This window comes from Enterobacter sp. SORGH_AS_0287, from assembly GCF_031453695.1.
In the GTDB taxonomy this organism is placed as follows: Bacteria; Pseudomonadota; Gammaproteobacteria; order Enterobacterales; family Enterobacteriaceae; genus Enterobacter; species Enterobacter ludwigii.
This window is the reverse complement of sequence record NZ_JAVIZW010000001.1, coordinates 689,418-712,424: the sequence shown is the minus strand read 5'-3', so window position 1 is coordinate 712,424 and position 23,007 is coordinate 689,418. Positions and strand designations below refer to the sequence as shown.

The window sequence follows — 23,007 nt, the reverse complement described above, 5'->3', positions numbered from 1 at the left end:
GTGGCTCAAAACTCCGTATTTCTTCCTGAACAATTCCTGGCGCAGATGCGCGAGGCGCTTCCTTCTCACCTCTCGTTAGACGATTTTATCGCCGCCTGTCAGCGGCCGTTGCGCCGGAGTATTCGCGTCAACACGCTGAAAATAAGCGTCGCCGATTTTCTGGCGCTGGTCTCGCCGTATAACTGGCAACTGACGCCAGTACCGTGGTGTGCAGAGGGTTTTTGGATTGAACGGGATGACGAAGCGTCGTTGCCATTGGGCAGTACCGCAGAACATCTGAGTGGTCTGTTTTATATCCAGGAAGCCAGCTCGATGCTGCCGGTTGCCGCCCTGTTTACGGATGATAATGCGCCAGAACGCGTCATGGATGTCGCTGCCGCACCGGGCTCCAAAACCACGCAGATTGCCGCCAGGATGGGAAATCGCGGGGCCATTCTCGCCAACGAGTTTTCAGCCAGTCGCGTTAAAGTTCTGCACGCTAACATCAGCCGCTGCGGGATCCATAACGTTGCCCTGACGCACTTCGATGGCCGCGTATTTGGCGCAGCCCTGCCAGAAGCGTTTGATGCCATCCTGCTGGACGCGCCCTGCTCCGGCGAAGGGGTGGTGCGTAAAGATCCTGATGCGTTAAAAAACTGGTCTGTGGAGAGTAACCTTGAGATTGCCGCCACCCAGCGCGAACTGATCGACAGCGCCTTCCATGCCCTGCGTCCCGGTGGCACATTGGTTTATTCGACCTGCACCTTAAACCGTGACGAGAACGAGGACGTCTGTCTGTGGCTCAAGGCGCAATACCCTGATGCCGTCGAGTTCCTGCCGTTAAACGGCTTGTTCGCTTCAGCCAATGAAGCCGTCACGCCTGAAGGATTTCTGCACGTTTTCCCCCAGATTTATGACTGCGAAGGTTTTTTTGTCGCACGGTTGCGTAAAACGCAGACGGTTGAGCCACTGCCAGCCCCGACGTTTAAGGTCGGCAATTTCCCCTTCGCCCCCATGAAAAGGCGTGAGGCGGAGCAAGTCACTACCGCCGCCGCTAAGGTCGGGCTGGCCTGGGATGACACATGCCATCTTTGGATTCGCGATAAAGAGATTTGGCTTTTCCCGGCAAATATTGAGCCGCTTATCGGCAAGGTACGTTTTTCCCGCATCGGGATCCGCCTGGCGGAAGTGCACAATAAAGGCTATCGCTGGCAGCATGAGGCTGTTATCGCCCTCGCCGGCAGCGAGAATACGTTCGCCCTGACGCACCAGGAAGCCGAAGAGTGGTACCGGGGCCGTGATGTATATCCGGACAACACGCCATCGCATGATGAAGTGGTGGTGACCTATCAGGGTTATCCGTTAGGGCTGGCGAAAAAGGTAGGCTCACGACTGAAAAACAGCTATCCGCGAGAGCTGGTTCGTGATGGGCGATTGTTTACCGGTAACGATCGCACCGGCTGAAAAAAGCGCATTTTTTTACTGGCGATTTTGCTCTCCTTGTCTACGATCAAAAATGGATGCCCATACTGGTCATACCAGATTTTGATAACACACCCGGAGAGCAATATGACGAAAACCAGCGTGCGTATTGGCGCTTTCGAAATCGACGACGCAGAATTGCGCGGCGAAGCACAGGGCGAACGAACGTTAAGTATTCCCTGCAAATCCGACCCGGATTTGTGCATGCAACTGGATGCCTGGGATGCCGATACCAGCGTACCGGCAATACTTGATGGCGAACACTCAGTCCTTTACCGTGAGCATTACGATAGTCAATCCGATGCCTGGGTCATGCGTCTTGCCTGACCTAAAGAGAACCCGCCCGAAGGCGGGTTATTTATTACTGAAGCTGCGCCAGCGTAAAGTAACCATCGAAAACGGCGCCGGTATCAATGTAGTGCAGGTTATTAAAATCATACCGCCGGTCAAGTGGCGTATGTCCGAACCAGAAATGGTCCGCACCGCCGATCCCCTGCCCTTTCCCGACCATAAACCCCATCAGCCGGTCGCGATCCCATAGTACGTGCTGGGCGCTTACGGGTTTTTGCCAGCGGTATTCCGCTGCGGGATAGTCAGCGTGAGCAATCACATTCAAACCGTTTGCACAGGTTATCTCGATTATGTGCGGCAGTTCCCGACACGCATTAAGTAACGTCAGCGCCAGCTGCTGCTGTGTGTGCTCAAGGCGGGTAAACCAAATTCCGCCATTCATTGTCCAGAGTGCGAAATCATTATTATCAAGGCTGTCGATAGCCATTTGTTCATGGTTGCCCCGTACTGCACGAAACCATTTTTCATTCATGAGCTGTAAACATTTAATACTATCAGGGCCACGGTCAATTACATCCCCTACGGAAATAAGCAAATCCTCATAAGGATTAAAATGCCGGCGTTTCAGTTCATCCATGAGCCACTGATAACAACCATGTATGTCGCTGACAACCCAGACATGCCGCCACTTCCCACCATCGATTCGCTGATACATAAAACCTCCTTGCTTAAGTATAGACGCAGCAGAAATTACAGCTGACACGCGCAGCATTCACAAAGCCAAACGAACGGTAAACCAAATGGAAATAAAGATCCGCGCGCTATTAATCCCTTTTTGCTGACTCTTTAGAATAAGGCATGAATTAAACGAGAGGTCTTAACGTGTCTAATATGCACCTGCACAACGATGTGTTCTATCCGCATCGCACAAATATCATTTCCGAGCTGGTGAAAGGAAAACGCGTTCCGGGTCCAATCTGGCAGAAGCGCGAGTATCGTCTGAAGTTCCTGCTGCGCTCGCTCCTGTTCTGGTCTTCCACCCATCGCGTGCTGGAAACGCTCTCAGGACGTGATGATTTTGACCGTCTGCTGGCCTCTCAAATTACCTTACCGAGTAAAACCCATAGGCAGTATCTGATGCGTGGCCTGACGGCCGGCGATCGGGCTGACGCTATCATCAGCCATTATCACTGGGTCGATAGCCTGAAAAATATCACCCTCGCCAACGCGCTGACCAGCCCGCAAGAGCAGACGATAGTGCAATTTCAGGCAAAAAACGACGCGACCTATACCGTGAGTGCCTCCTCTGCCGGCAAAGCCGAGCGGGAAGGTGAAAGCACGCTGTGGCTGCGCGACAGCGAGAATACCGTGCTCGCAAGCCTGACGTTTAGCGTCGCCCGCAGTAACGGGCAGCGAGTGCTGGTGATTGGTGGGCTTCAGGGGCCACGTCGCAACGTCTCGCATGACGCCATTAAACTGGCGACCCGCGCCTGCCATGGCCTGTTTCCAAAACGCGTGCTGATGGAAGTGGTTTTCCAGCTGGCCGCACATTCATCCGTCCGGGCAATTTTTGCTGTTGGTGATGAGGGACACGTTTTCCGCGCACTGCGTTACCGCCTGAGCAAAGGCCGTCATTTCCATGCCAGCTATGACGAATTCTGGGCAAGTCTGGACGGTAAAAAAATATCCTCTTTCTGCTGGCAACTGCCGTTACAGATGGAGCGTAAATCCCTGGAAGATATCGCCAGTAAAAAACGGGCGGAATATCGCCGTCGCTTTGAACTGCTTGACTGCATTGAGGCTGAGGTGAAATCACGCTTTTAAGCGCGCTGAGAGCTTTCTTCAACTCTGCACAAAAATTTAACAAAACCGGCAAAAAGGGCATGCTGTTTTGCCGGGTGATTGATGTCGATTCGGTCGAAGGGTATTTTTATAGGTAAAAAGTGATCCTTGAGGTTACGTCCGGCCAGAACAGACGATCTGTGGGATAAAATTGACCTTCCTCCCAGTTCATTTGCCCCGCTTTTCAATGTGATTTACTCTCCACTCTGCCGCTGTTGCAAAGGTATTTTACAATAACGGACTGAACATTAAGCTTGTTTCTGTTTTGGTTCGTTGATGAAAAATCCTGAAGGGGCTACCGTTGTGCGAAAGCGTGCCCTCTTGCCACGGGGTCTCACCTCCCGAAAGGTAGTACAATCATCGTCACAGAAATGCTGGTGCTATTCATTACTGAAGTGTCTAAACTTTGCTGATATTTCGTTGGGATACGATTATAATTGTATACTGATTTACGAATGCAATTGCTGTCTCCACCCTAATTTTCTTATATTTAGATAACCAACTATGTCCGTTCGGCTTTTACTGGTGTGTTATGCCTCTGATTGAAAACTATGCCTCACCTACGCCGGAAGACCTTGCTCTACTCAAGTCATCGCTCGGTCTTACGGGTACCCAAATGGCAAAGTTTGCCGGGCTTGCAGGAAGCAATCGCTGGCGAAAATACACCGGCGGTGAGTTACCTCGCGTAATGGGGATGTACAAGGTGTTTTTTGGCCGCTCATTTAGTTTTAAATGAAAACGAATTAAATAAAGTGACAGGAAAAATGCGCGATATCGGTGCAAAAGATTAAGGAATTGATGATGATTTATGATTGTTTTTTATATTATGATGAAGATATGTTGTTAGACATCCGTCTACACACACTCTCGGATGTCGTTGACAAATTCGTTATTGTTGAATCAACATATACTTTTACCGGGAAACCAAAGAAACTCAATTTCGACATCGAGAAGTTCACGTGTTTCGCCGATAAAATCATTTATGTTGTAAACGATACGGACCCAACAAAAATTCCGGGTGCAAAATATACCACTGATAATGAAGTTGATCCCTGGGCTGTAGAATCGCACCACCGCAATAGCATTATGCAAGGGCTTGTAAACGCACAGCCTGACGATATCATTCTTGTTTCTGATGTAGACGAAATTTTTGATCCCGCAGTGATCGACAGGATTAACCCACGCCATCTGTGCACGACTATCCATCAAAATTTTTATAATTATCAGTTTAATATGCAAGTATTTAATACTAATGGTACTCCCCGAAAATGCACGTTACCGAGAGCAACAACATATAAAAATTTATTAAATTATTTTGATGGTGAACCTGAATCTTTCAGAAATATAAAGCATGCCCGTAAAAATAAAAATTGGTCGTGGTTTAAATGGAACTTCTTTAAATTAAAGAATAAAACTATCGATAATGGTGGCTGGCATTTCTCCTGGGTAATGTCCCCTGAACGCATTTCTGAGAAGATGGCGACTATTTCTCATCAGGAATACAATACTCCTGATTTCAATAATCCAGAACACATTATGAAAGTACTCAAAAATGCAGAAGATATTTGGGGAAGAGACAGGAAGCTAATCAGGCAGGCGCTAGAAAAACCCGTATTCCCAGCCTATCTCGTTGACAATAAAGATAAGTTTAAAGACTTTATCCTTTAATCACGTCATATCTTTCCAGCAAACATAACGGGGTGTTGTGGTTATATCAACATTGATGCCATGCCCCCTCTCCTTTCCCGGTTGTCCTTAACGTAGTCTTTCCCGGATAAAAGATATAGCTCCGCAACAGTTGACGGTTAATGGCCGCGCATATGTGTGCTACACCTCTCCGTTACCCCAGTTCCTGTAAGCAAATTTGCAAGCGATCTTCCATGATTGCCACTGTCCCGACATACACTCAAGCGGCAAACAGCACTGACTGTCGTCGCATGGACACAATGGGATGCAGGATAAAAGAGTGCGTGATGATCCCTAAATTTGCGTGTAAATGAATTGTGAATGTTAAAAACGGTGTGGTATAACGGGAAATACCGAATATTCAAGTTCGGACAATTTTAGGGTACTTTGGTGGCAGATCGCTGTAAGTGACTGAAATTTAAAATAGATAAAAAGAGACCGAATACGATTCCTGTATTCGGTCCAGGGAAATGGCTCTTGGGAGAGAGCCGTGCGCTAAAAGTTGGCATTAATGCAGGCTAAGTCGCCTTGCCTTTTAAGAATAGATGACGACGCCAGGTTTTCCAGTCCTCAGTTAAAGCGGCCGGAAAAAAAGCGTATGAGCATCATTAAAAGTGAAAAACCGCAGTGCTTTCGCAAGCATCTGCGGTTTTTTATTGGAAACCCGAAGATTAACAAAGCGTGTCTGCACGCTCGATAAACGGTGCCAGGCTCATCTTCTGCCCTGGATGCGCGGGATCATCAATCTGAATAACGCTGATTGGCTGTCCACTGCTTTTGCCGCTGGCGACCTGCTGCTCTGCGACATCATTTAAAGGGTATTGCACCAGCGTGCTTGGGTTAATCGCATACAAGGCGTGCCCCGGACGGCAGGTCAGCATCACCTCTTCACGATTAAACGCCCATTTGTCCTTACCCACTTCAAAACGGCTGACGGTAATGACCTGTGGTGCGGCCAGGGCACTCCCCGTGCAGGCCAGCAAGATGAGAGAAAGTAATGTCTTTTTCATAGGATAGTTAACCTTGTCAGAAGGGTTCCCAGGTCGCGAACAGACTGACTGTAGCCAGCACCAGCGCACCCAGCACCACTTCTGCTTGTGTCATTCTGATAAATATTTGTTGTTCTCGCCCGCTTTGCGCACGAAACCGTGGCACCAGAAAATACCGATTTGCCAGCGCAATTACCACCATCAAAGCCACCAGCGCACATTTGAACAACAAAAATTGCACATAACGGGCCTGCCAGGGAATATCGATACCCAGAATAAACAGCGCATTGAAAACGCCGGTAAGCACCACGCCTGCTACGGCGTAATGCCCCACGCGTGAGAAGCGCATCATGGTGTAGATTGCGGCAGGCTGCCACTGCCCTTTCGCCAGACGCATGCAAAACAGCAGCGGCAGTAATCCGCCAAGCCAGGTTGAAGCACATAACACATGAAGAGCGTGATTAAGACGCTGTAATGCGCCCACCGCGCCTTCGTTCATTGTCGCATGCCCTACTCCCGCCAGCAGGATGAACTGTCCCATGGCGAGCAGTAACAGCCGTGAGCCTTTATGCGGTGCCAGCCATGCTGTACCGGCAGTAAGGACCGCGAGAATAATTTGCCACAGCCAGACGCTTCCAAACTGCGTCCCCAGCACGCTACGCCAGATGTCGGGGTTGACGACATCGCCCCAGCCATTCCCCATTAACCCGCCCTGAAGCGTAAACATCAGGAGCGCTGTCACCAGGCTGATTAACGCCGCCATTCTCTGCTGCGACTGAAAACGCCGGGACATGAGCCGTTGCAGAGAGGAAGGAGCAAACCAGACGCTATAAAGCGCATTGCCAAAAATAAGCATTAACGCGCCGAAATGGAGAAAGCGCAGCCCTACGTAGCACATCGCCAGCATGCTATTTCACGCTAAAGTGATAACTGCCTTTTGTCTTGTGGCCGTCTACCGACACCACATGCCAGTCAACCTGGTAGGTTCCGGGCGTCAACTCGCGATCCAGCGGCACATTCAGCTGCGTCTTGTCTTTCTCGTCGCGTTTAACGGCACCGGTCCTGATGGTCTGCTTTTGTGCATCCGTCACCACCACACCGCTAAAACCGGGCTCAATACCTTCTGAAAACGTCAGTGTCAGCGTCCGCGGTGCCGTCACGAGGCTATCTGCTGCCGGAGTCTGTTGTTTAAGGTGAGCGTGCGCCAGCACGGAGGGTGACATCACGCAAGAGGCCAAAAAGACCAGTGCGCCTGCCGCGCGGGAAGAGGATAAACCCATCGCAATCATTCCTTTTTGTTATGCCTGTATGGCAAAGAATAACTCTGTATAATAAGCGAGTCGAGGATCATCCCACCTATGCTTGTCATCGTCGAGCAATCGCGGTAACGTTGCCGCCGTCTAAAAAGGAGAAGGTAATGAAGATCAATCTGGCCGCCCTTCCTCAGGACGAGATGGATAAAGTGAATGTCGATCTCGCTGCCGCTGGCGTCGCATTTAAAGAGCGTTACAACATGCCCATCGTGGCTGAAGTGGTTGAACGTGAGCAACCTGCTCATCTGCGCGACTGGTTTCGCGAACGCTTAATTGCGCATCGTCTCGCCTCAGTTAACCTTTCTCGTTTACCGTACGAACCTAAAGTTAAATAAGCTTAACGAGTCGTTACACTTCCTTACGCGGAATATGGCAGGATAAGAAACCCTGATTAAATTAGGTGTATTCTTAAATCACTGCGACTCTGTGTAAAGGAAGTCACGATGTCACAATGGAATATTGCTGCGGCCCAGTATGCCGGGCTGCACCACAGTGTAGATGAACATGTCGCGCACCATCTCCGTTTCATTGCCGAAGCGGCACGCCAGCAGTGCGATTTGCTGGTATTCCCGGAGCTCTCATTAACTGGCCCAGGGACAACGACGCTCCCCGCCCCTCCCGATGATAAACAGCTGGCCCCGTTGCTAAACGCCGCGAAATTATACCGGATTACTATTATTGCCGGGCTTCCGCTCGACGTGAATGGCCATCGTCAGAAAGGCCTTGCCCTGTTTACCCCCTCTCGCCATAGCATCCTGCGCTACCCTCAGGGTCGCGGTGCAAGCCTGATCCCGGGAGATAAACAGCTGACGATCATCGATGCACATGCTGATTCGCCAAATCTCGACCCGCAGGCGACGCTGTTTACCAGCTGCCAGTCAGTGGGAGATAGCCGCTGGCGGCAGTCCATCAGTACCCTGCAGCGATTCGCACACAAATATGCCATTGCGGTGTTAATGGCGAACGCGCGCGGCGGCAGCGCGTTATGGGATGAAAAAGGTCAGCTGATCGTCCGCGCGGACAAAGGTGAACTGCTATTGACCGGATCTCTTGGCAGACAGGGTTGGCAAGGCGATATCATTCCTTTAGGCTAGGCGTTTTAGGCTCAGGAGAGTTCAATGCTGCGCGTCATCGATACCGAAACCTGCGATCTTCAGGGCGGAATAGTGGAAGTGGCTTCTGTCGACGTGATTGATGGAAAAATAGTCAACCCAATGAGCCATCTGGTACGTCCCGACCGCCCGATCAGCCCGCAGGCAATGGCTATTCATCGCATTACAGAATCGATGGTGGCGGACAAACCGTGGATAGAAGAGGTGATACCCCACTATTACGGTAGCCCGTGGTACGTCGCGCACAACGCCAGTTTTGACCGCCGGGTGCTCCCCGACATGCCCGGAGAATGGATTTGCACGATGAAACTGGCGCGTCGTCTCTGGCCCGGGATTAAGTACAGCAATATGGCGTTGTACAAATCCCGTAAGCTGAGTGTCAGAACGCCGGAGGGTCTGCACCATCACCGCGCCCTGTATGACTGCTACATCACCGCCGCGTTACTCATTGATATTATGAATAACTCCGGCTGGACCCCTGATGATATGGCGACCATTACCGGGCGTCCGGCGTTGCTGACTACCTTCACCTTTGGCAAATACCGCGGTCGGGCGGTTTCCGATATTGCGGATAAAGATCCGGGCTATCTGCGCTGGCTCTATAACAACCTCGATAAGATGAGCCCGGAACTGCGTTTAACGCTTAAGCACTATCTTGGCGAAGCTTAACGCTCCGCACGGCCTGGCAGCGTCTCCTGCGCCAGGCCAATCAAAAACGCATACTCCAGTGCCACGCCTTCGTAAGATTTAAATCGTCCCGATTTCCCGCCGTGACCGGAGTCCATATCCGTGCACAGCAGCAGCAGATTGTCGTCGGTTTTCAGTTCCCGCAGTTTCGCTACCCATTTTGCAGGCTCCCAGTATTGCACCTGTGAATCGTGCAATCCGGTGGTCACCAGCATGTGCGGATACGCTTTCGCTTCTACATTGTCGTACGGGCTGTACTCTTTCATGTAGCGATAGTAGATCTCATCCTGCGGGTTGCCCCACTCTTCAAACTCTCCGGTCGTCAGCGGGATGGATTCATCCAGCATGGTCGTTACCACATCGACAAACGGCACCTGCGCAATAATCCCTTTAAAGCGTTCGGGACGCTGATTGATGACGGCCCCCATCAATAATCCTCCCGCGCTGCCGCCCATACCAAAGCAAAGCCCAGGATCGCCATAGCCCTGCTCAATCAACGCATCGCAGACGTCGAGATAATCATTGAAGGTATTTTTCTTTTTCAGGAATTTCCCGTCTTCATACCAGTGCTGACCCAGCTCCCCGCCGCCGCGAACATGCGCAATGGCGAACACAAAACCGCGATCCAGCAGACTTAACCGGCTGCTGCTGAAATCAGCGTCCATGCTTGAGCCGTAGGAGCCGTAGCCGTAAACCAGAATCGGATTCTTACCTTTCTGGAAATGCGCCCGATGATAAACAAGCGAGACCGGCACCTCGACGCCATCGCGGGCGGTAACCCACAGGTGTTCGCTTCGGTAGTTGTCGGAATCAAACCCTTTCACTTCGGACTGTTTAAGCACCTGACGTTGCCCGGTGTCCATATCCAGCTCAAAGAGCGTATCGGGCGTGGTCATAGACGAGTAGCCGTAGCGCAGACGCGACGATTCCGGCTCAGGATTAAACCCTATCCACGTGACATAGGCCGGGTCGTCAAACGCAATCCCGATCACTTCCCGCGTTTTGCGGTTAATTTGCCGAAGGCTGGTCAGCCCCCGCTGGCGCTCCTCAACCACCAGCCAGTCGGTGAACAGCGTAAACCCTTCGAGCATTACCTGCTCCCGGGCGGAGATTAACACTTCCCACTTACGTTCATCGCGTACTTTGGTTTTGTAGAGGCCAAAGTTTTTACCCTCCCGATTAGAGCGCAGGTAAAAGCTGTGCTGGAAGTGATCGAGGCTGTATTCATGATCTTTACGTCGCGGCAGGAAGCACAGCGGCTGCGCATCAGGTAGCTCGGCGTCCAGCAGCAGAACTTCAGAGGTTGTGGCGCTGGCCAGGAAGATAATCACATAGTGGCGGGACGAGGTTTTGTGCAGGCTGACATAAAACGTTTCGTCTTTCTCTTCGTAAACCAGTTCGTCGTCAGCAGAATCCGTCCCAACGGTGTGGCGCCACACCTGGTAAGGTAACAACGTGGAGGCATGCTTTGTGACGTAGTAGACCGTTTCGGAATCATTCGCCCAGACAAAGTCCGGCGAAACGTTATCCAGCATTTCCGGATACCAGTTACCGGTTTCCAGGTTGCGAAAACGCAAACCGTACTGACGACGGGAGAGGTAATCCTCCGCCAGCGCCATAATGGTGTTATCGGGAGAGATGGACATGCCGCCGAGGGTATAAAACTCGCTATGGGCGGCGCGCTGGTTGGCATCCAGCAAGATATCCCACTCATCCCATTCGGCGCATAACACCGACTGTCGCTGGTAGATGGGATACTCGTTGCCAGGTTCGTAGATATGGCGATATCGATAGCCATTTTTGGTCCATGGCGCGGAAATATCGCGCTGGGGGATACGCTGCACCATTTCATTTAACAGCTGGTCCTGCAACGCCTGCTGGCTGGACATGACCTTGCGGCCATAGTCGTTTTCCTCGTGCAGGTAGTCGAGCACTTCTGGCCGGGAACGGGAGTCGTCCCGCAGCCAGTAATAGTTATCTATACGCGTATCGCCATGCGTGGTGATCGCATAAGGAGTACGTCGGGCTTTCGGTGGCATGTCATCATTCTTTTGAGTTTTACACCCTATAAGGTTGGCAAAACCCACGCATGATGCAAGCGAAACATGGCTGCGACGGTGGCAGTTAGCCCTGTAACGCCCGTTTTTGCTCCTGAATATCCTTCTCGATCCCGTCCCGAACATCTTGTGGGATCTTCAGGGCATCACCCAGCGCATTGAGATAGCTGCGCTCCATAAAGTGATCGATATCGATGGCGGCACAGCTCAGAAAATAGAGCTCAAGCGCCTCTTCCTCATTTTTCACGCTTTGCGCCAGACGCTGCGGTTCGAGTGGCTGTTCGATGGCCTGCGCCACCAGCGCTCTGCCCCTTTCTTCGACACCGGCCTCGCGCAGTTGCTGCTCAATCGCCGATCGTTCCTGGTCATCAATGTGCCCGTCGCTTTTCGCCGCGAACACCAGCGCCAGGATGAGCCGTTCGGTACGCAGATCCAGCGGCGAGGTCTGCTCACCAAAGTGGGGTTCGTCGCTGTGCGCGGTCCGCACTCTGTCCTTGTATTTGTTCCACAGTACGGTACCCGCAATAGCGCCGCCGCCCGCCAGCAGCGCGCCGGTACCATACTTTGCCAGTAACTTACGCGAGGATTTATTGGCAACCAGCAGTCCAGCCAGCCCGCCAAGCGCCCCCGGTACCAGGAGTTTGCTCAGCCCCTGCTCGCCGGATGACGACGTTTTCTGTCCCAACATGGATTGCAATTGATTTAGCCAGCCTGACATGGTTTCCCTCACTTAACGGTAAATATGTCTCCCAGCGTAAGCGAGCAGGCGTCAGGAAATGTCTGCCACGGCTAAAGAAGCGCAAATTTCTTAACCGCTCTCGGGCCCTGAACAAGACAGACGCAAACGTTTACGTTTATAATGCGCGCAACTTTTTCAGGGGGATTGTTATGACTCGTTTAGGAACCGCGCTGCGACCTGCGGCGACCCGTGTGATGCTGTTAGGATCGGGCGAACTGGGTAAAGAGGTCGCCATTGAGTGCCAGCGTTTGGGCGTGGAAGTCATTGCAGTGGATCGTTACGCTGACGCACCTGCCATGCATGTCGCCCACCGTTCTTATGTGATCAATATGCTGGATGGCGATGCCCTGCGTACGCTGATTACGCAGGAGAAACCGGATTTCGTGGTACCCGAAATTGAAGCCATTGCCACCGATACGCTGATCGCCCTTGAGCAGGAAGGCCAGCACGTGGTGCCCTGCGCAAAAGCGGCCAAACTGACCATGAACCGCGAAGGCATTCGTCGTCTGGCAGCTGAAGAGCTGGCCTTACCTACCTCCGGCTACCGTTTTGCCGGCGATAAAGCCGCTTTCCTGCAGGCTGTCGACGAAATTGGCTACCCGTGCATCATTAAGCCCGTCATGAGTTCCTCCGGTAAAGGACAGAGCTTTATCCGCGACAGCAGCACTCTGGATAAGGCGTGGGAGTATGCCCAGCAGGGAGGACGTGCCGGTGCCGGTCGCGTGATTATCGAAGGTGTCGTAAAGTTTGATTTCGAAATCACGCTGCTGACGGTCAGCGCCGTTGATGGCGTCCATTTCTGCGATCCGATTGGCCACCGTCAGGAAGATGGCGACTATCGTGAGTCCTGGCAGCCGCAGCAGATGAGCGACCTGGCGCTGGCACGTGCGCAGGAAATTGCCCGTAAAGTGGTTCTGGCGCTGGGCGGTTACGGATTGTTTGGCGTGGAGCTGTTTCTCTGCGGCGATGAGGTAATTTTCAGTGAAGTCTCCCCTCGCCCGCACGATACCGGGATGGTCACGCTGATTTCACAGGACCTTTCTGAATTCGCCCTGCATGTGCGCGCCTTCCTCGGCCTGCCCGTTGGCGGCATTCGTCAGTACGGCCCGGCGGCTTCGGCGGTGATCCTGCCGCAATTAACCAGCCAGAACGTCACCTTTGATAACGTCGAAGGGGCTATGGGTGCAGGCTTGCAGGTTCGTCTGTTCGGGAAACCGGAGATTGACGGCACGCGCCGCCTTGGCGTGGCGCTAGCGACCGGTGAAAACGTGGATGAGGCTGTAGCAAGAGCCAAAACAGCCGCCGCGAATGTGAAGGTTGCAGGATAAAAAAAACGGGCCAGCAGGCCCGTTTTTCATACTGTCTTCGCTTACTGCTTCGCGCCTTCAACCGCTTCGCGAGCCAGTTTAGTGATGCGATCCCAGTCGCCTGCTTCCAGTGCATCCGCAGGAACCAGCCATGAGCCGCCGATGCACAGGACACTTTTCAGCGCCAGGTAGTCACGGTAGTTTGCCGGAGAGATACCGCCCGTCGGGCAGAAGCGAACCTGAGAGAATGGACCCGCAATAGCCTGCAGCGCTTTGGTGCCGCCGTTAGCTTCAGCCGGGAAGAATTTGAACTCTTTCAGGCCGTAATCCATACCCATCATCAGCTCAGATACGGTGCTGATACCCGGGATCAGAGGGATCGTGCCTTCGGTTGCAGCTTTCAGCAGCGGCTCGGTCAGGCCAGGGCTGATAGCGAACTGCGCGCCCGCTTCGGTCACGTCAGCCAGCTGCTGTGCATTCAGTACGGTACCCGCACCGATGATCGCGTCCGGCACTTCTTTGGCGATAGCGCGAATAGCGTCCATCGCGCAGGCGGTACGCAGGGTGACTTCCAGAACACGAACACCACCCGCGACCAGGGCTTTCGCCATCGGGACAGCATGTTCCAGCTTATTCACCACGATTACCGGCACGACAGGGCCAGTGGTCAGGATTGCTTCTGCACTTGTTTTCCAGTTTTTCATCAGAGTTTTCTCTCGCCAGATCGATAAAATCAAGTCGTCTTAAAACGTAATACAGGTTGCGCCCTGCTCCGCACCGGAGAGTTTCTCACGCAGCGCGCCAAACATTTCGCGTCCGGTTCCCACGCGCGATGCGCTAAGGTCAGGAATATGTGGCTTACGTGCCGCCAGTTCAGCGTCATCCACCAGCAGGGTTAACTCACCTGTCTGACCGTTGACGCGGATCATGTCTCCATCACGAACTTTCGCCAGCAAACCGCCGTCGTAAGCTTCCGGGGTCACGTGGATGGCAGAAGGCACTTTACCTGATGCGCCAGAGAGGCGTCCATCGGTCACTAACGCAATTTTGAAACGGCGGTCCAATAATACACCAAGTGGCGGCATAAGTTTATGTAATTCTGGCATCCCGTTCGCTTTTGGCCCCTGATGGCGTACCACAACGACGCAATCTTTGTCGAGCAGACCGGCATCAAACGCAGGCAAAACGTCATGCTGGCTTTCAAACACCACGGCCGGCGCTTCGATAATCTGGTTCTCTTCCGGTACGGCGGAGGTTTTCATCACCGCACGCCCCAGGTTACCGCTGAGCACTTTGGTGCCGCCGTGACGAGAGAACGGTTGTTCAAAGGTGGCGATAACCTGTGCGTCAAGCGAGGCGGTGGCGCCTTCACGCCAGTCAAGCTCACCGTTATTGAGCCACGGCTCATGGGTATAACGCTGCAGACCAAAGCCCGCCACGGTGTTCACATCTTCATGCAGCAGACCGCCTTTCAGCAGCTCGCGCATCAGCACCGGCACGCCACCGGCAGCCTGGAAGTGGTTGATGTCAGCCGGGCCATTCGGGTACAGGCGCGCCATCAGTGGCACCACAGACGAGATATCAGAGAAATCATCCCAGTTAATCAGGATGCCCGCCGCGCGTGCCATCGCCACCAGATGCATGGTGTGGTTGGTTGAACCGCCGGTTGCCAGCAGCGCAACGATACCGTTGACGATCACTTTCTCGTCGACCATTTTACCCAGCGGCATCCATGCGTTGCCGTTACCGGTCAGACGCGTTACCTGGCGGGCAGCTGCTTCAGTCAGGGCCTTACGCAGTGGCGCATCCGGCTGAATGAAAGAGGACCCAGGAAGCTGCATCCCCATAAATTCCACCACCATCTGGTTGGTGTTGGCCGTACCGTAGAAAGTACAGGTGCCCGGCGCATGGTAGGAGGCGGCTTCCGCTTCCAGCAGTGCCTGACGGTCTGCTTTACCTTCCGCATACAGCTGACGGATACGCACTTTTTCTTTGTTTGGCAGACCGCTTGCCATCGGACCTGATGGCACGAAGATCGCAGGCAGATGACCAAACGACAGCGCTGCCATGGCCAGCCCCGGGACGATTTTATCGCACACGCCGAGGTACAGCGCGCCATCAAACATATTGTGAGACAGGCCCACTGCGGCCGACATCGCAATCACTTCGCGGCTCAGCAGAGAGAGCTCCATCCCATCCTGACCCTGCGTCACGCCGTCGCACATGGCCGGCACGCCGCCCGCAACCTGGCCTACCGCATTGACGCTGTGCAGCGCTTTACGGATGATCTCCGGATACACTTCGTACGGCTGATGCGCAGAAAGCATGTCGTTGTAGGAGGTAATGATGGCGATATTGTTACGCAGCATGCTTTTCAGCGAGGCTTTATCGTCGGGCTGGCAGGCGGCGAAACCGTGCGCCAGGTTACCGCAGGCGAGTTGTGAGCGATGAACGGTATTACTTTTGGCCTGTTCAATCCGGGCGAGGTAGGCAGAACGGGTCTCTTTCGAGCGCTCAATAATGCGTTGTGTTACGCGTAACAATGTCGGATTCATAAAAGCTCCTCTAATTTATCTGTCCGGGCTCGGGAGTTTACAAAGTCGCTGGCGATTATTAACAACGCTGAAACGCTTGCTGTCCGGAGCTCAGGGGCAAAATCACTTCCGGCAGTGTAATAAAAAAAGCTCCGCGGGTGAATCCACGCGGAGCTTAAAAGTTTATAAATTGTGCCACGAGCTGTGTTAGATCATGTTACCGGTAAAATAACACCTAAGAGGCAGCTGATTATTTTACTCAAACTCATTCCAGGAGCGGCCATCACGGGTGATCATCGCGACGGACGCGACAGGCCCCCAGGTGCCCGCCTGATACGGTTTCGGCGCATCCTGATCCGCAGCCCAGGCTTCAGTGATGGAGTCGACCCATTTCCACGCCTCTTCCACTTCATCACGACGCACGAACAGCGCCTGGATACCGCGCATAGTTTCCAGCAGCAGACGCTCGTAAGCATCGGCAAGGTGCGTCTGATTGAACGTTTCGGAGTAGCTCAGGTCCAGCTTGGTGGTCTGCAGGTTATGTTTATGATCCAGGCCCGGCACTTTGTTCAGGATCTGGATGTCCACCCCTTCGTCTGGCTGCAGACGAATGGTCAGTTTGTTCTGTGGCAGCTCCTGCCAGGACTCTTTGAACAGGTTGAGTTCAGGGTTTTTGAAGTAAACGACCACTTCAGAGCATTTGGTCGGCAGACGTTTACCGGTACGCAGGTAGAACGGAACACCCGCCCAGCGCCAGTCATCGATATCCACGCGGATCGCCACAAACGTCTCGGTATTGCTCGCCTTGTTGGCGCCCTCTTCTTCCAGGTAGCCCGGCACTTTTTTACCCTGAGCAAAGCCTGCGGTGTACTGGCCGCGTACCGTTTTCTCACGCACGTTTGAGCGATCGATGCGACGCAGTGACTTCAGCACTTTCACTTTAGCGTCACGAATGCTGTCCGCCGTCAGGTCAGACGGAGGAGACATGGCAATCATGCAAAGGATTTGCAGCAGGTGGTTCTGGATCATGTCGCGCATCTGACCGGCCTGGTCAAAGTAACCCCAGCGGCCTTCGATACCTACCTCTTCGGCCACGGTGATTTCCACATGGTCGATGGTACGGTTGTCCCAGTTATTCACAAACAGGGAGTTGGCAAAACGCAGCGCCAGCAGGTTCAGTACCGTCTCTTTACCAAGATAGTGGTCGATGCGGTAGACCTGGCACTCTTCGAAGTACTCGCCGACCTGGTCGTTAATTTCGCGTGAGGTTGAAAGAGAGGTCCCCAGCGGTTTCTCCATCACCACGCGTGCCGGTTTAGCGTTCAGCTTCGCTTCGCCCAGACCTTTGCAGATTGCACCGAAAGTGCTTGGTGGCATGGCGAAGTAGTTAATGGTGACACGGTTTTTCTGATCCAGCATCGCGCCTAAACGGTTAAACGCGCTGACGTCGTTCACGTCCAGGTTACAGAAATCAAGACGTCCGCTCAGGGTATCCCACAAACTTTCATCAATCTTTTCCTTCATGAAAGTTTCGAGCGCCTCGCGTACGACCTTGGTATAAGCTTCCTTGTCCCAGTCGGCGCGCCCAACGCCCAGGATACGCGTATCCGGATGAATTTGGCCCGCTTTCTCCAGTTGATACAGGGAAGGCAGCAATTTCCGGCGTGCAAGATCGCCTTTCGCGCCGAAAATGACCAGGTCACATGCCTGGGCTGTTTGCGTTACCGCCATGTCATTCTCCTCAGTTGGATCACCTGGTACTTCTGCCAGGTATCGTTGTAATTTTATTACGTTGCACTGTACTGCTTTTACGTCATTCCCGAAACCATTAGCGCTTAACCTCGCGTGCGATACCGCGATTTTTTCGCCGTCAGACGCGTGTGGTGGCGGAATCACGCAAAAAGCGTTGATTCTTTGAACTACAGGGTCATAACAAAACCCGACACCGATCAAGTAATGAAAAAAAACAACAACATTATCTTGTCGACTGTTACCCTTTATGGAAGCCACAGGGGTAATATCGGCTAAATCGAATCATGATTTCATGTATTAATGAAATCGTTTCCACCCATGAGCGCCCTGTTAACAATGAACATGCTGGAAAAAATCCAGTTCCAACTGGAACACCTTAGCAAATCCGAGCGAAAAGTGGCCGAAGTCATTCTTGCCGCTCCTGCTCAGGCGATTCATTCAAGCATCGCCGCTCTGGCGCAGGAGGCAGGCGTCAGCGAACCGACGGTTAACCGCTTCTGCCGTAGCCTTGAAACGCGCGGCTTTCCTGATTTTAAACTGCATCTTGCACAAAGTCTGGCAAACGGCACGCCTTATGTTAATCGCAATGTGGATGAAGACGACAGTGTTGATGCCTATACGGCGAAAATATTTGAGTCGGCCATGGCTACGCTGGACCACGTTCGCCAGTCCCTGGATATGAATTCCGTGAACCGCGCGGTGGATTTACTGACCCAGGCCAAGCGCATTGCGTTCTTTGGCCTCGGCTCGTCGGCGGCCGTGGCGCATGACGCCATGAATAAGTTCTTCCGCTTTAACGTCCCGGTCATTTATTCCGATGACATTGTCCTGCAACGCATGAGCTGTATGAATTGCAGTGAAGATGATGTCGTGGTACTCATTTCGCACACCGGGCGCACCAAAAGCCAGGTGGAGCTGGCGCAACTGGCGCGTGAAAACGATGCCATGGTTATTGCCCTCACGACGGCGGGCACGCCGCTGGCAAGAGAAGCAACGCTCGCCATCACCCTTGACGTCCCGGAAGACACCGACATGTATATGCCGATGGTCTCCCGTCTGGCGCAGCTCACGGTGATTGACGTGCTGGCAACCGGTTTCACCCTGCGTCGTGGCGCAAAATTCAGAGATAACTTGAAGCGTGTCAAGGAAGCGCTTAAGGAATCGCGTTTTGATAAAGAATTGCTTATGAAAAGCGATGTTCCCTAAATAGTTTAATAACTACGATGTAACGATTTACGGCATTCGGTCCTCTCTCTGTTGCCTTGCAGCAGATGAAGGCCGATTTAATGTTCACGCAACACCAAAGTTGTTTCAGTCAACGGAGTATTACATGTCCAGAAGGCTTCGCAGAACCAAGATCGTAACCACCTTAGGCCCGGCCACTGACCGCGATAACAATCTCGAGAAAATTATCGCCGCGGGTGCCAACGTGGTGCGTATGAACTTCTCTCACGGTACGCCAGAAGACCATAAATTACGTGCCGACAAAGTGCGTGAAATTGCGGCCAAACTTGGCCGTCATGTTGCTATCCTCGGGGACCTGCAGGGTCCAAAAATTCGTGTTTCAACCTTCAAAGAAGGTAAAGTCTTCCTCAATATCGGTGATAAATTCCTGCTTGATGCCAACCTGGGTAAAGGCGAAGGCGATAAAGAAAAAGTTGGGATCGACTATAAAGGTCTGCCGGCTGACGTCGTGCCTGGCGATATCCTGCTGCTCGACGACGGTCGCGTTCAGCTGAAAGTGCTGGAAGTTCAGGGGATGAAGGTATTCACCGAAGTCACCGTCGGCGGCCCGCTCTCAAACAACAAAGGCATTAACAAACTTGGCGGTGGCCTCTCAGCCGAAGCGCTGACCGATAAAGACAAAGCGGATATCGTGACCGCTGCGCTGATTGGCGTTGACTACCTGGCCGTCTCCTTCCCACGCTGTGGCGAAGACCTGAACTACGCGCGCCGTCTGGCACGTGATGCGGGCTGTGATGCCAAAATCGTTGCTAAAGTGGAACGTGCGGAAGCCGTTTGCGATCAGGACGCGATGGATGACGTGATTCTGGCGTCTGACGTGGTGATGGTTGCCCGTGGCGATCTGGGCGTGGAAATTGGCGACCCTGAACTGGTGGGGATCCAGAAAGCCCTGATCCGCCGTGCACGTCAGCTTAACCGCGCCGTGATCACCGCAACCCAGATGATGGAATCCATGATCACCAACCCAATGCCGACCCGTGCAGAGGTGATGGACGTGGCTAACGCCGTGCTGGACGGTACCGATGCCGTAATGCTTTCTGCAGAAACCGCAGCCGGCCAGTACCCTGCTGAAACCGTAGCCGCGATGGCACGCGTTTGCCTGGGTGCTGAAAAGATCCCAAGCATCAACGTCTCTAAACACCGTCTGGACGTGCAGTTCGACAACGTGGAAGAAGCGATTGCGATGTCTGCCATGTACGCCGCTAACCACCTGAAAGGCGTAACGGCGATTATCACCATGACCGAATCTGGCCGTACCGCGCTGATGACCTCCCGTATCAGCTCCGGTCTGCCCATCTTCGCCATGTCTCGCCACGAGCGTACGCTGAACCTGACGGCGCTGTATCGCGGTGTCACGCCGGTTCACTTCGACAGCACCAACGACGGTGTCGCGGCTGCCCACGACGCCGTGAACCTGCTGCGCGACAAAGGCTATCTGGTCTCCGGTGATATCGTGATTGTGACTCAGGGTGACGTGATGAGCACCATCGGCTCGACCAATACCACTCGCGTATTGACCGTCGAGTAAGTACGCCCCTGTTAAAAAGCCCGCTCTTTTCGGAGCGGGCTTTTTTTTCTGCTTATTTCTTCGGGAAAAGCTCTTTGCGTTTATACGGCTCTGTTTCACCGGGCTTACGCGTTTTGAGCAACTTCAGTATCCACGTGTATTGCTCAGCATGCGGTCCCACCAGAATTTCGACCTCTTCGTTCATTCGACGCGCAATGGTGTGATCGTCCGCCGTCAGTAAATCATCCATCGGTGGACGCACTTCAATGCTCAGGCGATGGGTTTTCCCGTCGTATACCGGAAACAGCGGAATCACGCGCGCACGGCAGACTTTCATCAGGCGGCCAATCGCCGGCAACGTGGCTTTATACGTCGCGAAGAAATCCACAAACTCACTGTGCTCGGGGCCGTGGTCCTGATCCGGCAGATAGTAACCCCAGTAGCCCTGACGCACGGACTGTATAAACGGTTTAATGCCATCATTACGCGCATGCAGACGGCCACCAAAACGGCGACGCACGGTGTTCCAGACGTAATCAAAGATCTTATTGCCCTGGTTATGGAACATTGCCGCCATTTTCTGCCCCTGTGACGCCATCAGCATCGCAGGAATATCTACGCCCCAGCCGTGAGGAACGAGGAAGATCACCTTCTCGTTGTTGCGGCGCATCTCTTCGATAATTTCCAGCCCTTTCCAGTCAACACGCGTCTGAACTTTCTCCGGCCCTTTGAGCGCCAGTTCGGCCATCATTGCCATGGCCTGAGGCGCGGTCGTATACATGTCGTCAATCAGCGCTTCGCGCTCGGCGTCACTCTTCTCCGGGAAACAGTACAGGAGGTTAATCTGCGCACGGCGACGGGCACTTTTACCAAACCGGCCCGCCAGGCGGCCTATTTTTCCCAGTACCGGATCGCGAACCGAGGCAGGTAACATCGCAATCCCCGCAAATGCGTAAACGCCAAGCCAGGCACTCCAGTTGCGCGGGTGGCGAAAAGATTCTTCAAACTCAGGAATGTACTCAATATTGTTTTTTTGGGTTTCCATGCTGGTTCCAGGGTCTGGTGACGCAAAATTTCATTCAGATAGTGTAGCGAGGCAGCCGCTCGCGCACAAAACAAAAAGCCGGCACATACTGAGGCCGGCTTTTTCACAAAACAGAGGGCTTAATCAAAGCGCAGCTGTGGAATCACCTCTTTCACCTGCGCCAGGTAATCGGAACGATCTTTACCTGTCAGGCCTTCGGTACGCGGCAGTTTCGCCGTAAGCGGGTTCACTGCCTGTTGGTTAATCCACACCTCATAGTGCAAATGCGGCCCGGTAGAGCGCCCGGTATTCCCGGAGAGCGCGATACGGTCGCCACGTTTCACTTTCTGGCCCGGCTTAACCAGCAGCTTACGCAGGTGCATATAGCGGGTGGTGTAGGTACGACCATGACGCACCGCGACATAATACCCGGCTGCACCGCTGCGTTTTGCAATCACCACTTCGCCATCACCCACAGCCAGCACAGGGGTCCCCTGCGGCATGGCAAAGTCAACGCCACGGTGCGGCGCAACACGCCCGGTGACCGGGTTCAGACGGCGCGGGTTAAAGTTGGATGAGACACGGAATTGTTTAGCCGTCGGGAAGCGCAGGAACCCCTTCGCAAGCCCGGTACCGCTGCGGTCGTAGAACTTACCGTCTTCGGCACGAATGGCGTAGTAATCTTTGCCATCAGAGCGCAGACGCACGCCCACCAGCTGGCTCTGCTCACGCTTGCCGTCAAGCATTTCACGGGACATGAGGACGGAGAATTCATCGCCTTTCTTCAGTTTGCGGAAGTCCATTTGCCACTGCATAGCTTTGATTACCGAGCTGATCTCGGCGCTGGTCAGCCCCGCATCGCGCGCGCTGGAGACGAAGCTTGCGCCTACGGTCCCTTTCATCACGCTGTTTACCCAGTCGCCTTTCTGCATTTCACTGGTCATTTTGAAACCGTTTGCAGTGCGATCGTAGGTGCGCGTTTCGCGACGGGACATTTCCCAGGTCAGGCGTTGCAGATCGCCATCAGCGGTTAACGTCCAGGAGAGCTGTTGACCAATTTTCAGGTTACGAAGATCTTTATCCGCCGCCGCCAGCTGGCTGATGTTTCCCATGTCAATACCGTACTGGTTCAGAACGCTGCTTAACGTATCGCCCGTCGAAACGACATATTCGTGGATCCCCGCTTCATTCTCGGTTTTATCGTCCAGCTCATCCTGCGGGATGGCTTCATCTTCCTGAGCCGCCTGGTCGATAGGTTCACTGGCCTCAGGGAGGAGAGAGCGGATCTCGCTCTTCTCAAGCTCGATGGTTTTGATGATTGGGGCAGAACTCGGATGGTAAACATAGGGCCGCCATACGGCGACCGCTAACGTGAGAACTGTAAGAGACCCCAGCATAACGCGATGGGGTCGAGGCAGATTGTTAAATGCCAGGGCGACAGAGCGGGCTATCTGTTGCACG

22 protein-coding genes are annotated in these 23,007 nt (G+C 53.3%); 11 read left to right on the top strand and 11 right to left on the bottom strand.

The annotated features are described in order from the left end of the window. Both rsmF and QE396_RS03300 read left to right on the top strand, forming a co-directional pair. The gene (rsmF, locus tag QE396_RS03305) at window positions 1–1,443 is read left to right on the top strand and encodes a 16S rRNA (cytosine(1407)-C(5))-methyltransferase RsmF (RefSeq protein WP_032669968.1); all 1,443 of its coding nucleotides are present in this window, start codon (window positions 1–3) and stop codon (window positions 1,441–1,443) included. A gap of 105 nt (window positions 1,444–1,548) precedes the next feature. Then, window positions 1,549–1,788 carry a YebV family protein gene (locus tag QE396_RS03300; protein ID WP_020883412.1) on the top strand — a complete coding sequence of 80 codons (240 nt, stop codon included), beginning with the start codon at window positions 1,549–1,551 and terminating at the stop codon, window positions 1,786–1,788. Between the two features lie 34 nt (window positions 1,789–1,822). Here QE396_RS03300 and pphA read toward each other — a convergent pair whose 3' ends face one another. Next, the gene (gene pphA, locus QE396_RS03295; RefSeq protein WP_020883411.1) at window positions 1,823–2,467 is read right to left on the bottom strand and encodes a protein-serine/threonine phosphatase; all 645 of its coding nucleotides are present in this window, start codon (window positions 2,465–2,467) and stop codon (window positions 1,823–1,825) included. A 167-nt stretch (window positions 2,468–2,634) separates the two neighbouring features. Here pphA and QE396_RS03290 point away from each other — a divergent pair, with 167 nt between their 5' ends. The 3 genes from QE396_RS03290 (at window position 2,635) to QE396_RS03280 (ending at window position 5,262) form a co-directional block, all read left to right on the top strand. After that, window positions 2,635–3,576 carry a VirK/YbjX family protein gene (locus QE396_RS03290; protein WP_020883410.1) on the top strand — a complete coding sequence of 314 codons (942 nt, stop codon included), beginning with the start codon at window positions 2,635–2,637 and terminating at the stop codon, window positions 3,574–3,576. A gap of 550 nt (window positions 3,577–4,126) precedes the next feature. Next, window positions 4,127–4,330: a hypothetical protein gene (locus tag QE396_RS03285; RefSeq protein WP_230075023.1), complete on the top strand. Its 204-nt coding sequence runs from the start codon at window positions 4,127–4,129 to the stop codon at window positions 4,328–4,330. Window positions 4,331–4,395: 65 nt separating this feature from the next. Further along, window positions 4,396–5,262 (top strand): glycosyl transferase family 17, encoded by an 867-nt coding sequence (locus QE396_RS03280; protein ID WP_020883409.1) that lies wholly within the window; start codon window positions 4,396–4,398, stop codon window positions 5,260–5,262. 689 nt (window positions 5,263–5,951) lie between these two features. On the opposite strand, the gene QE396_RS03275 is transcribed toward QE396_RS03280, so the two are convergent. From QE396_RS03275 to yobA, 3 genes are read right to left on the bottom strand one after another with little or no spacing between them, the layout of a single operon-like run. Beyond that, window positions 5,952–6,290, bottom strand: coding sequence for a YebY family protein (locus QE396_RS03275; RefSeq protein WP_014170622.1), 339 nt, complete (start codon window positions 6,288–6,290; stop codon window positions 5,952–5,954). A gap of 16 nt (window positions 6,291–6,306) precedes the next feature. Continuing rightward, entirely contained in the window at window positions 6,307–7,176 is an 870-nt protein-coding gene (copD, locus tag QE396_RS03270; protein ID WP_047366330.1) for a copper homeostasis membrane protein CopD, read from the bottom strand. A 1-nt stretch (window position 7,177) separates the two neighbouring features. Then, window positions 7,178–7,549 carry a CopC domain-containing protein YobA gene (yobA, locus tag QE396_RS03265; protein ID WP_020883407.1) on the bottom strand — a complete coding sequence of 124 codons (372 nt, stop codon included), beginning with the start codon at window positions 7,547–7,549 and terminating at the stop codon, window positions 7,178–7,180. A 137-nt stretch (window positions 7,550–7,686) separates the two neighbouring features. On the opposite strand from yobA, the gene QE396_RS03260 reads away from it, so the two are divergent. From QE396_RS03260 to exoX, 3 genes are all read left to right on the top strand, one after another. Then, a complete protein-coding gene (locus tag QE396_RS03260; protein WP_013096102.1) occupies window positions 7,687–7,917 on the top strand; it encodes a DNA polymerase III subunit theta in 231 nt (76 codons plus the stop codon). A 108-nt stretch (window positions 7,918–8,025) separates the two neighbouring features. Next, window positions 8,026–8,676 (top strand): carbon-nitrogen hydrolase family protein, encoded by a 651-nt coding sequence (locus tag QE396_RS03255; RefSeq protein ID WP_020883406.1) that lies wholly within the window; start codon window positions 8,026–8,028, stop codon window positions 8,674–8,676. A 24-nt stretch (window positions 8,677–8,700) separates the two neighbouring features. Further along, window positions 8,701–9,363, top strand: coding sequence for an exodeoxyribonuclease X (gene exoX, locus QE396_RS03250; protein WP_014170626.1), 663 nt, complete (start codon window positions 8,701–8,703; stop codon window positions 9,361–9,363). Here the strand turns inward: exoX and ptrB are convergent. Together ptrB and QE396_RS03240 are read right to left on the bottom strand one after the other, a co-directional pair. Continuing rightward, the gene (gene ptrB, locus QE396_RS03245; RefSeq protein WP_020883405.1) at window positions 9,360–11,420 is read right to left on the bottom strand and encodes an oligopeptidase B; all 2,061 of its coding nucleotides are present in this window, start codon (window positions 11,418–11,420) and stop codon (window positions 9,360–9,362) included. The genes exoX and ptrB overlap by 4 nt on opposite strands. 85 nt (window positions 11,421–11,505) lie before the next feature. Beyond that, window positions 11,506–12,156 carry a tellurite resistance TerB family protein gene (locus QE396_RS03240; protein WP_020883404.1) on the bottom strand — a complete coding sequence of 217 codons (651 nt, stop codon included), beginning with the start codon at window positions 12,154–12,156 and terminating at the stop codon, window positions 11,506–11,508. 170 nt (window positions 12,157–12,326) lie between these two features. Between QE396_RS03240 and purT the strand changes: the two genes are divergently transcribed. Next, on the top strand, window positions 12,327–13,505 hold the full coding sequence (purT, locus tag QE396_RS03235; protein WP_309949899.1) for a formate-dependent phosphoribosylglycinamide formyltransferase: 1,179 nt from the start codon (window positions 12,327–12,329) through the stop codon (window positions 13,503–13,505). A gap of 41 nt (window positions 13,506–13,546) precedes the next feature. On the opposite strand, the gene kdgA is transcribed toward purT, so the two are convergent. The 3 genes from kdgA to zwf form a co-directional block, all read right to left on the bottom strand. Then, on the bottom strand, window positions 13,547–14,188 hold the full coding sequence (gene kdgA / locus QE396_RS03230; RefSeq protein WP_020883402.1) for a bifunctional 4-hydroxy-2-oxoglutarate aldolase/2-dehydro-3-deoxy-phosphogluconate aldolase: 642 nt from the start codon (window positions 14,186–14,188) through the stop codon (window positions 13,547–13,549). Between the two features lie 39 nt (window positions 14,189–14,227). Further along, window positions 14,228–16,039 (bottom strand): phosphogluconate dehydratase, encoded by a 1,812-nt coding sequence (gene edd, locus QE396_RS03225; RefSeq protein WP_014170631.1) that lies wholly within the window; start codon window positions 16,037–16,039, stop codon window positions 14,228–14,230. Between the two features lie 234 nt (window positions 16,040–16,273). Beyond that, window positions 16,274–17,749 (bottom strand): glucose-6-phosphate dehydrogenase, encoded by a 1,476-nt coding sequence (zwf, locus tag QE396_RS03220; protein WP_020883401.1) that lies wholly within the window; start codon window positions 17,747–17,749, stop codon window positions 16,274–16,276. A gap of 357 nt (window positions 17,750–18,106) precedes the next feature. Here zwf and QE396_RS03215 point away from each other — a divergent pair, with 357 nt between their 5' ends. Together QE396_RS03215 and pyk are read left to right on the top strand one after the other, a co-directional pair. Continuing rightward, window positions 18,107–18,976, top strand: a complete 870-nt coding sequence (locus tag QE396_RS03215) for a MurR/RpiR family transcriptional regulator (protein ID WP_025203851.1) — start codon at window positions 18,107–18,109, stop codon at window positions 18,974–18,976. A gap of 124 nt (window positions 18,977–19,100) precedes the next feature. Continuing rightward, complete coding sequence (gene pyk / locus QE396_RS03210; RefSeq protein WP_020883399.1) at window positions 19,101–20,543, top strand: pyruvate kinase; 1,443 nt, start codon at window positions 19,101–19,103, stop codon at window positions 20,541–20,543. A 52-nt stretch (window positions 20,544–20,595) separates the two neighbouring features. On the opposite strand, the gene lpxM is transcribed toward pyk, so the two are convergent. Both lpxM and mepM read right to left on the bottom strand, forming a co-directional pair. Next, a complete protein-coding gene (lpxM, locus tag QE396_RS03205) occupies window positions 20,596–21,567 on the bottom strand; it encodes a lauroyl-Kdo(2)-lipid IV(A) myristoyltransferase (protein WP_020883398.1) in 972 nt (323 codons plus the stop codon). 119 nt (window positions 21,568–21,686) lie between these two features. Next, the gene (gene mepM / locus QE396_RS03200) at window positions 21,687–23,006 is read right to left on the bottom strand and encodes a murein DD-endopeptidase MepM (RefSeq protein WP_014170636.1); all 1,320 of its coding nucleotides are present in this window, start codon (window positions 23,004–23,006) and stop codon (window positions 21,687–21,689) included. Window position 23,007: the final 1 nt, after the last annotated feature.

What these genes read in the sequence shown, in the direction of transcription:
- copD (WP_047366330.1), bottom strand. Translation starts at nt 7,176, where the DNA reads ATGCTGGCGATGTGCTACGTAGGGCTGCGCTTTCTCCATTTCGGCGCG.
- QE396_RS03280 (WP_020883409.1), top strand. Translation starts at nt 4,396, where the DNA reads ATGATTTATGATTGTTTTTTATATTATGATGAAGATATGTTGTTAGAC.
- QE396_RS03215 (WP_025203851.1), top strand. Translation starts at nt 18,107, where the DNA reads ATGAACATGCTGGAAAAAATCCAGTTCCAACTGGAACACCTTAGCAAA.
- QE396_RS03285 (WP_230075023.1), top strand. Translation starts at nt 4,127, where the DNA reads ATGCCTCTGATTGAAAACTATGCCTCACCTACGCCGGAAGACCTTGCT.
- ptrB (WP_020883405.1), bottom strand. Translation starts at nt 11,420, where the DNA reads ATGCCACCGAAAGCCCGACGTACTCCTTATGCGATCACCACGCATGGC.
- zwf (WP_020883401.1), bottom strand. Translation starts at nt 17,749, where the DNA reads ATGGCGGTAACGCAAACAGCCCAGGCATGTGACCTGGTCATTTTCGGC.
- QE396_RS03255 (WP_020883406.1), top strand. Translation starts at nt 8,026, where the DNA reads ATGTCACAATGGAATATTGCTGCGGCCCAGTATGCCGGGCTGCACCAC.
- yobA (WP_020883407.1), bottom strand. Translation starts at nt 7,549, where the DNA reads ATGGGTTTATCCTCTTCCCGCGCGGCAGGCGCACTGGTCTTTTTGGCC.
- kdgA (WP_020883402.1), bottom strand. Translation starts at nt 14,188, where the DNA reads ATGAAAAACTGGAAAACAAGTGCAGAAGCAATCCTGACCACTGGCCCT.
- QE396_RS03260 (WP_013096102.1), top strand. Translation starts at nt 7,687, where the DNA reads ATGAAGATCAATCTGGCCGCCCTTCCTCAGGACGAGATGGATAAAGTG.
- pphA (WP_020883411.1), bottom strand. Translation starts at nt 2,467, where the DNA reads ATGTATCAGCGAATCGATGGTGGGAAGTGGCGGCATGTCTGGGTTGTC.
- QE396_RS03300 (WP_020883412.1), top strand. Translation starts at nt 1,549, where the DNA reads ATGACGAAAACCAGCGTGCGTATTGGCGCTTTCGAAATCGACGACGCA.
- QE396_RS03240 (WP_020883404.1), bottom strand. Translation starts at nt 12,156, where the DNA reads ATGTCAGGCTGGCTAAATCAATTGCAATCCATGTTGGGACAGAAAACG.
- pyk (WP_020883399.1), top strand. Translation starts at nt 19,101, where the DNA reads ATGTCCAGAAGGCTTCGCAGAACCAAGATCGTAACCACCTTAGGCCCG.
- edd (WP_014170631.1), bottom strand. Translation starts at nt 16,039, where the DNA reads ATGAATCCGACATTGTTACGCGTAACACAACGCATTATTGAGCGCTCG.
- QE396_RS03275 (WP_014170622.1), bottom strand. Translation starts at nt 6,290, where the DNA reads ATGAAAAAGACATTACTTTCTCTCATCTTGCTGGCCTGCACGGGGAGT.
- exoX (WP_014170626.1), top strand. Translation starts at nt 8,701, where the DNA reads ATGCTGCGCGTCATCGATACCGAAACCTGCGATCTTCAGGGCGGAATA.
- lpxM (WP_020883398.1), bottom strand. Translation starts at nt 21,567, where the DNA reads ATGGAAACCCAAAAAAACAATATTGAGTACATTCCTGAGTTTGAAGAA.
- purT (WP_309949899.1), top strand. Translation starts at nt 12,327, where the DNA reads ATGACTCGTTTAGGAACCGCGCTGCGACCTGCGGCGACCCGTGTGATG.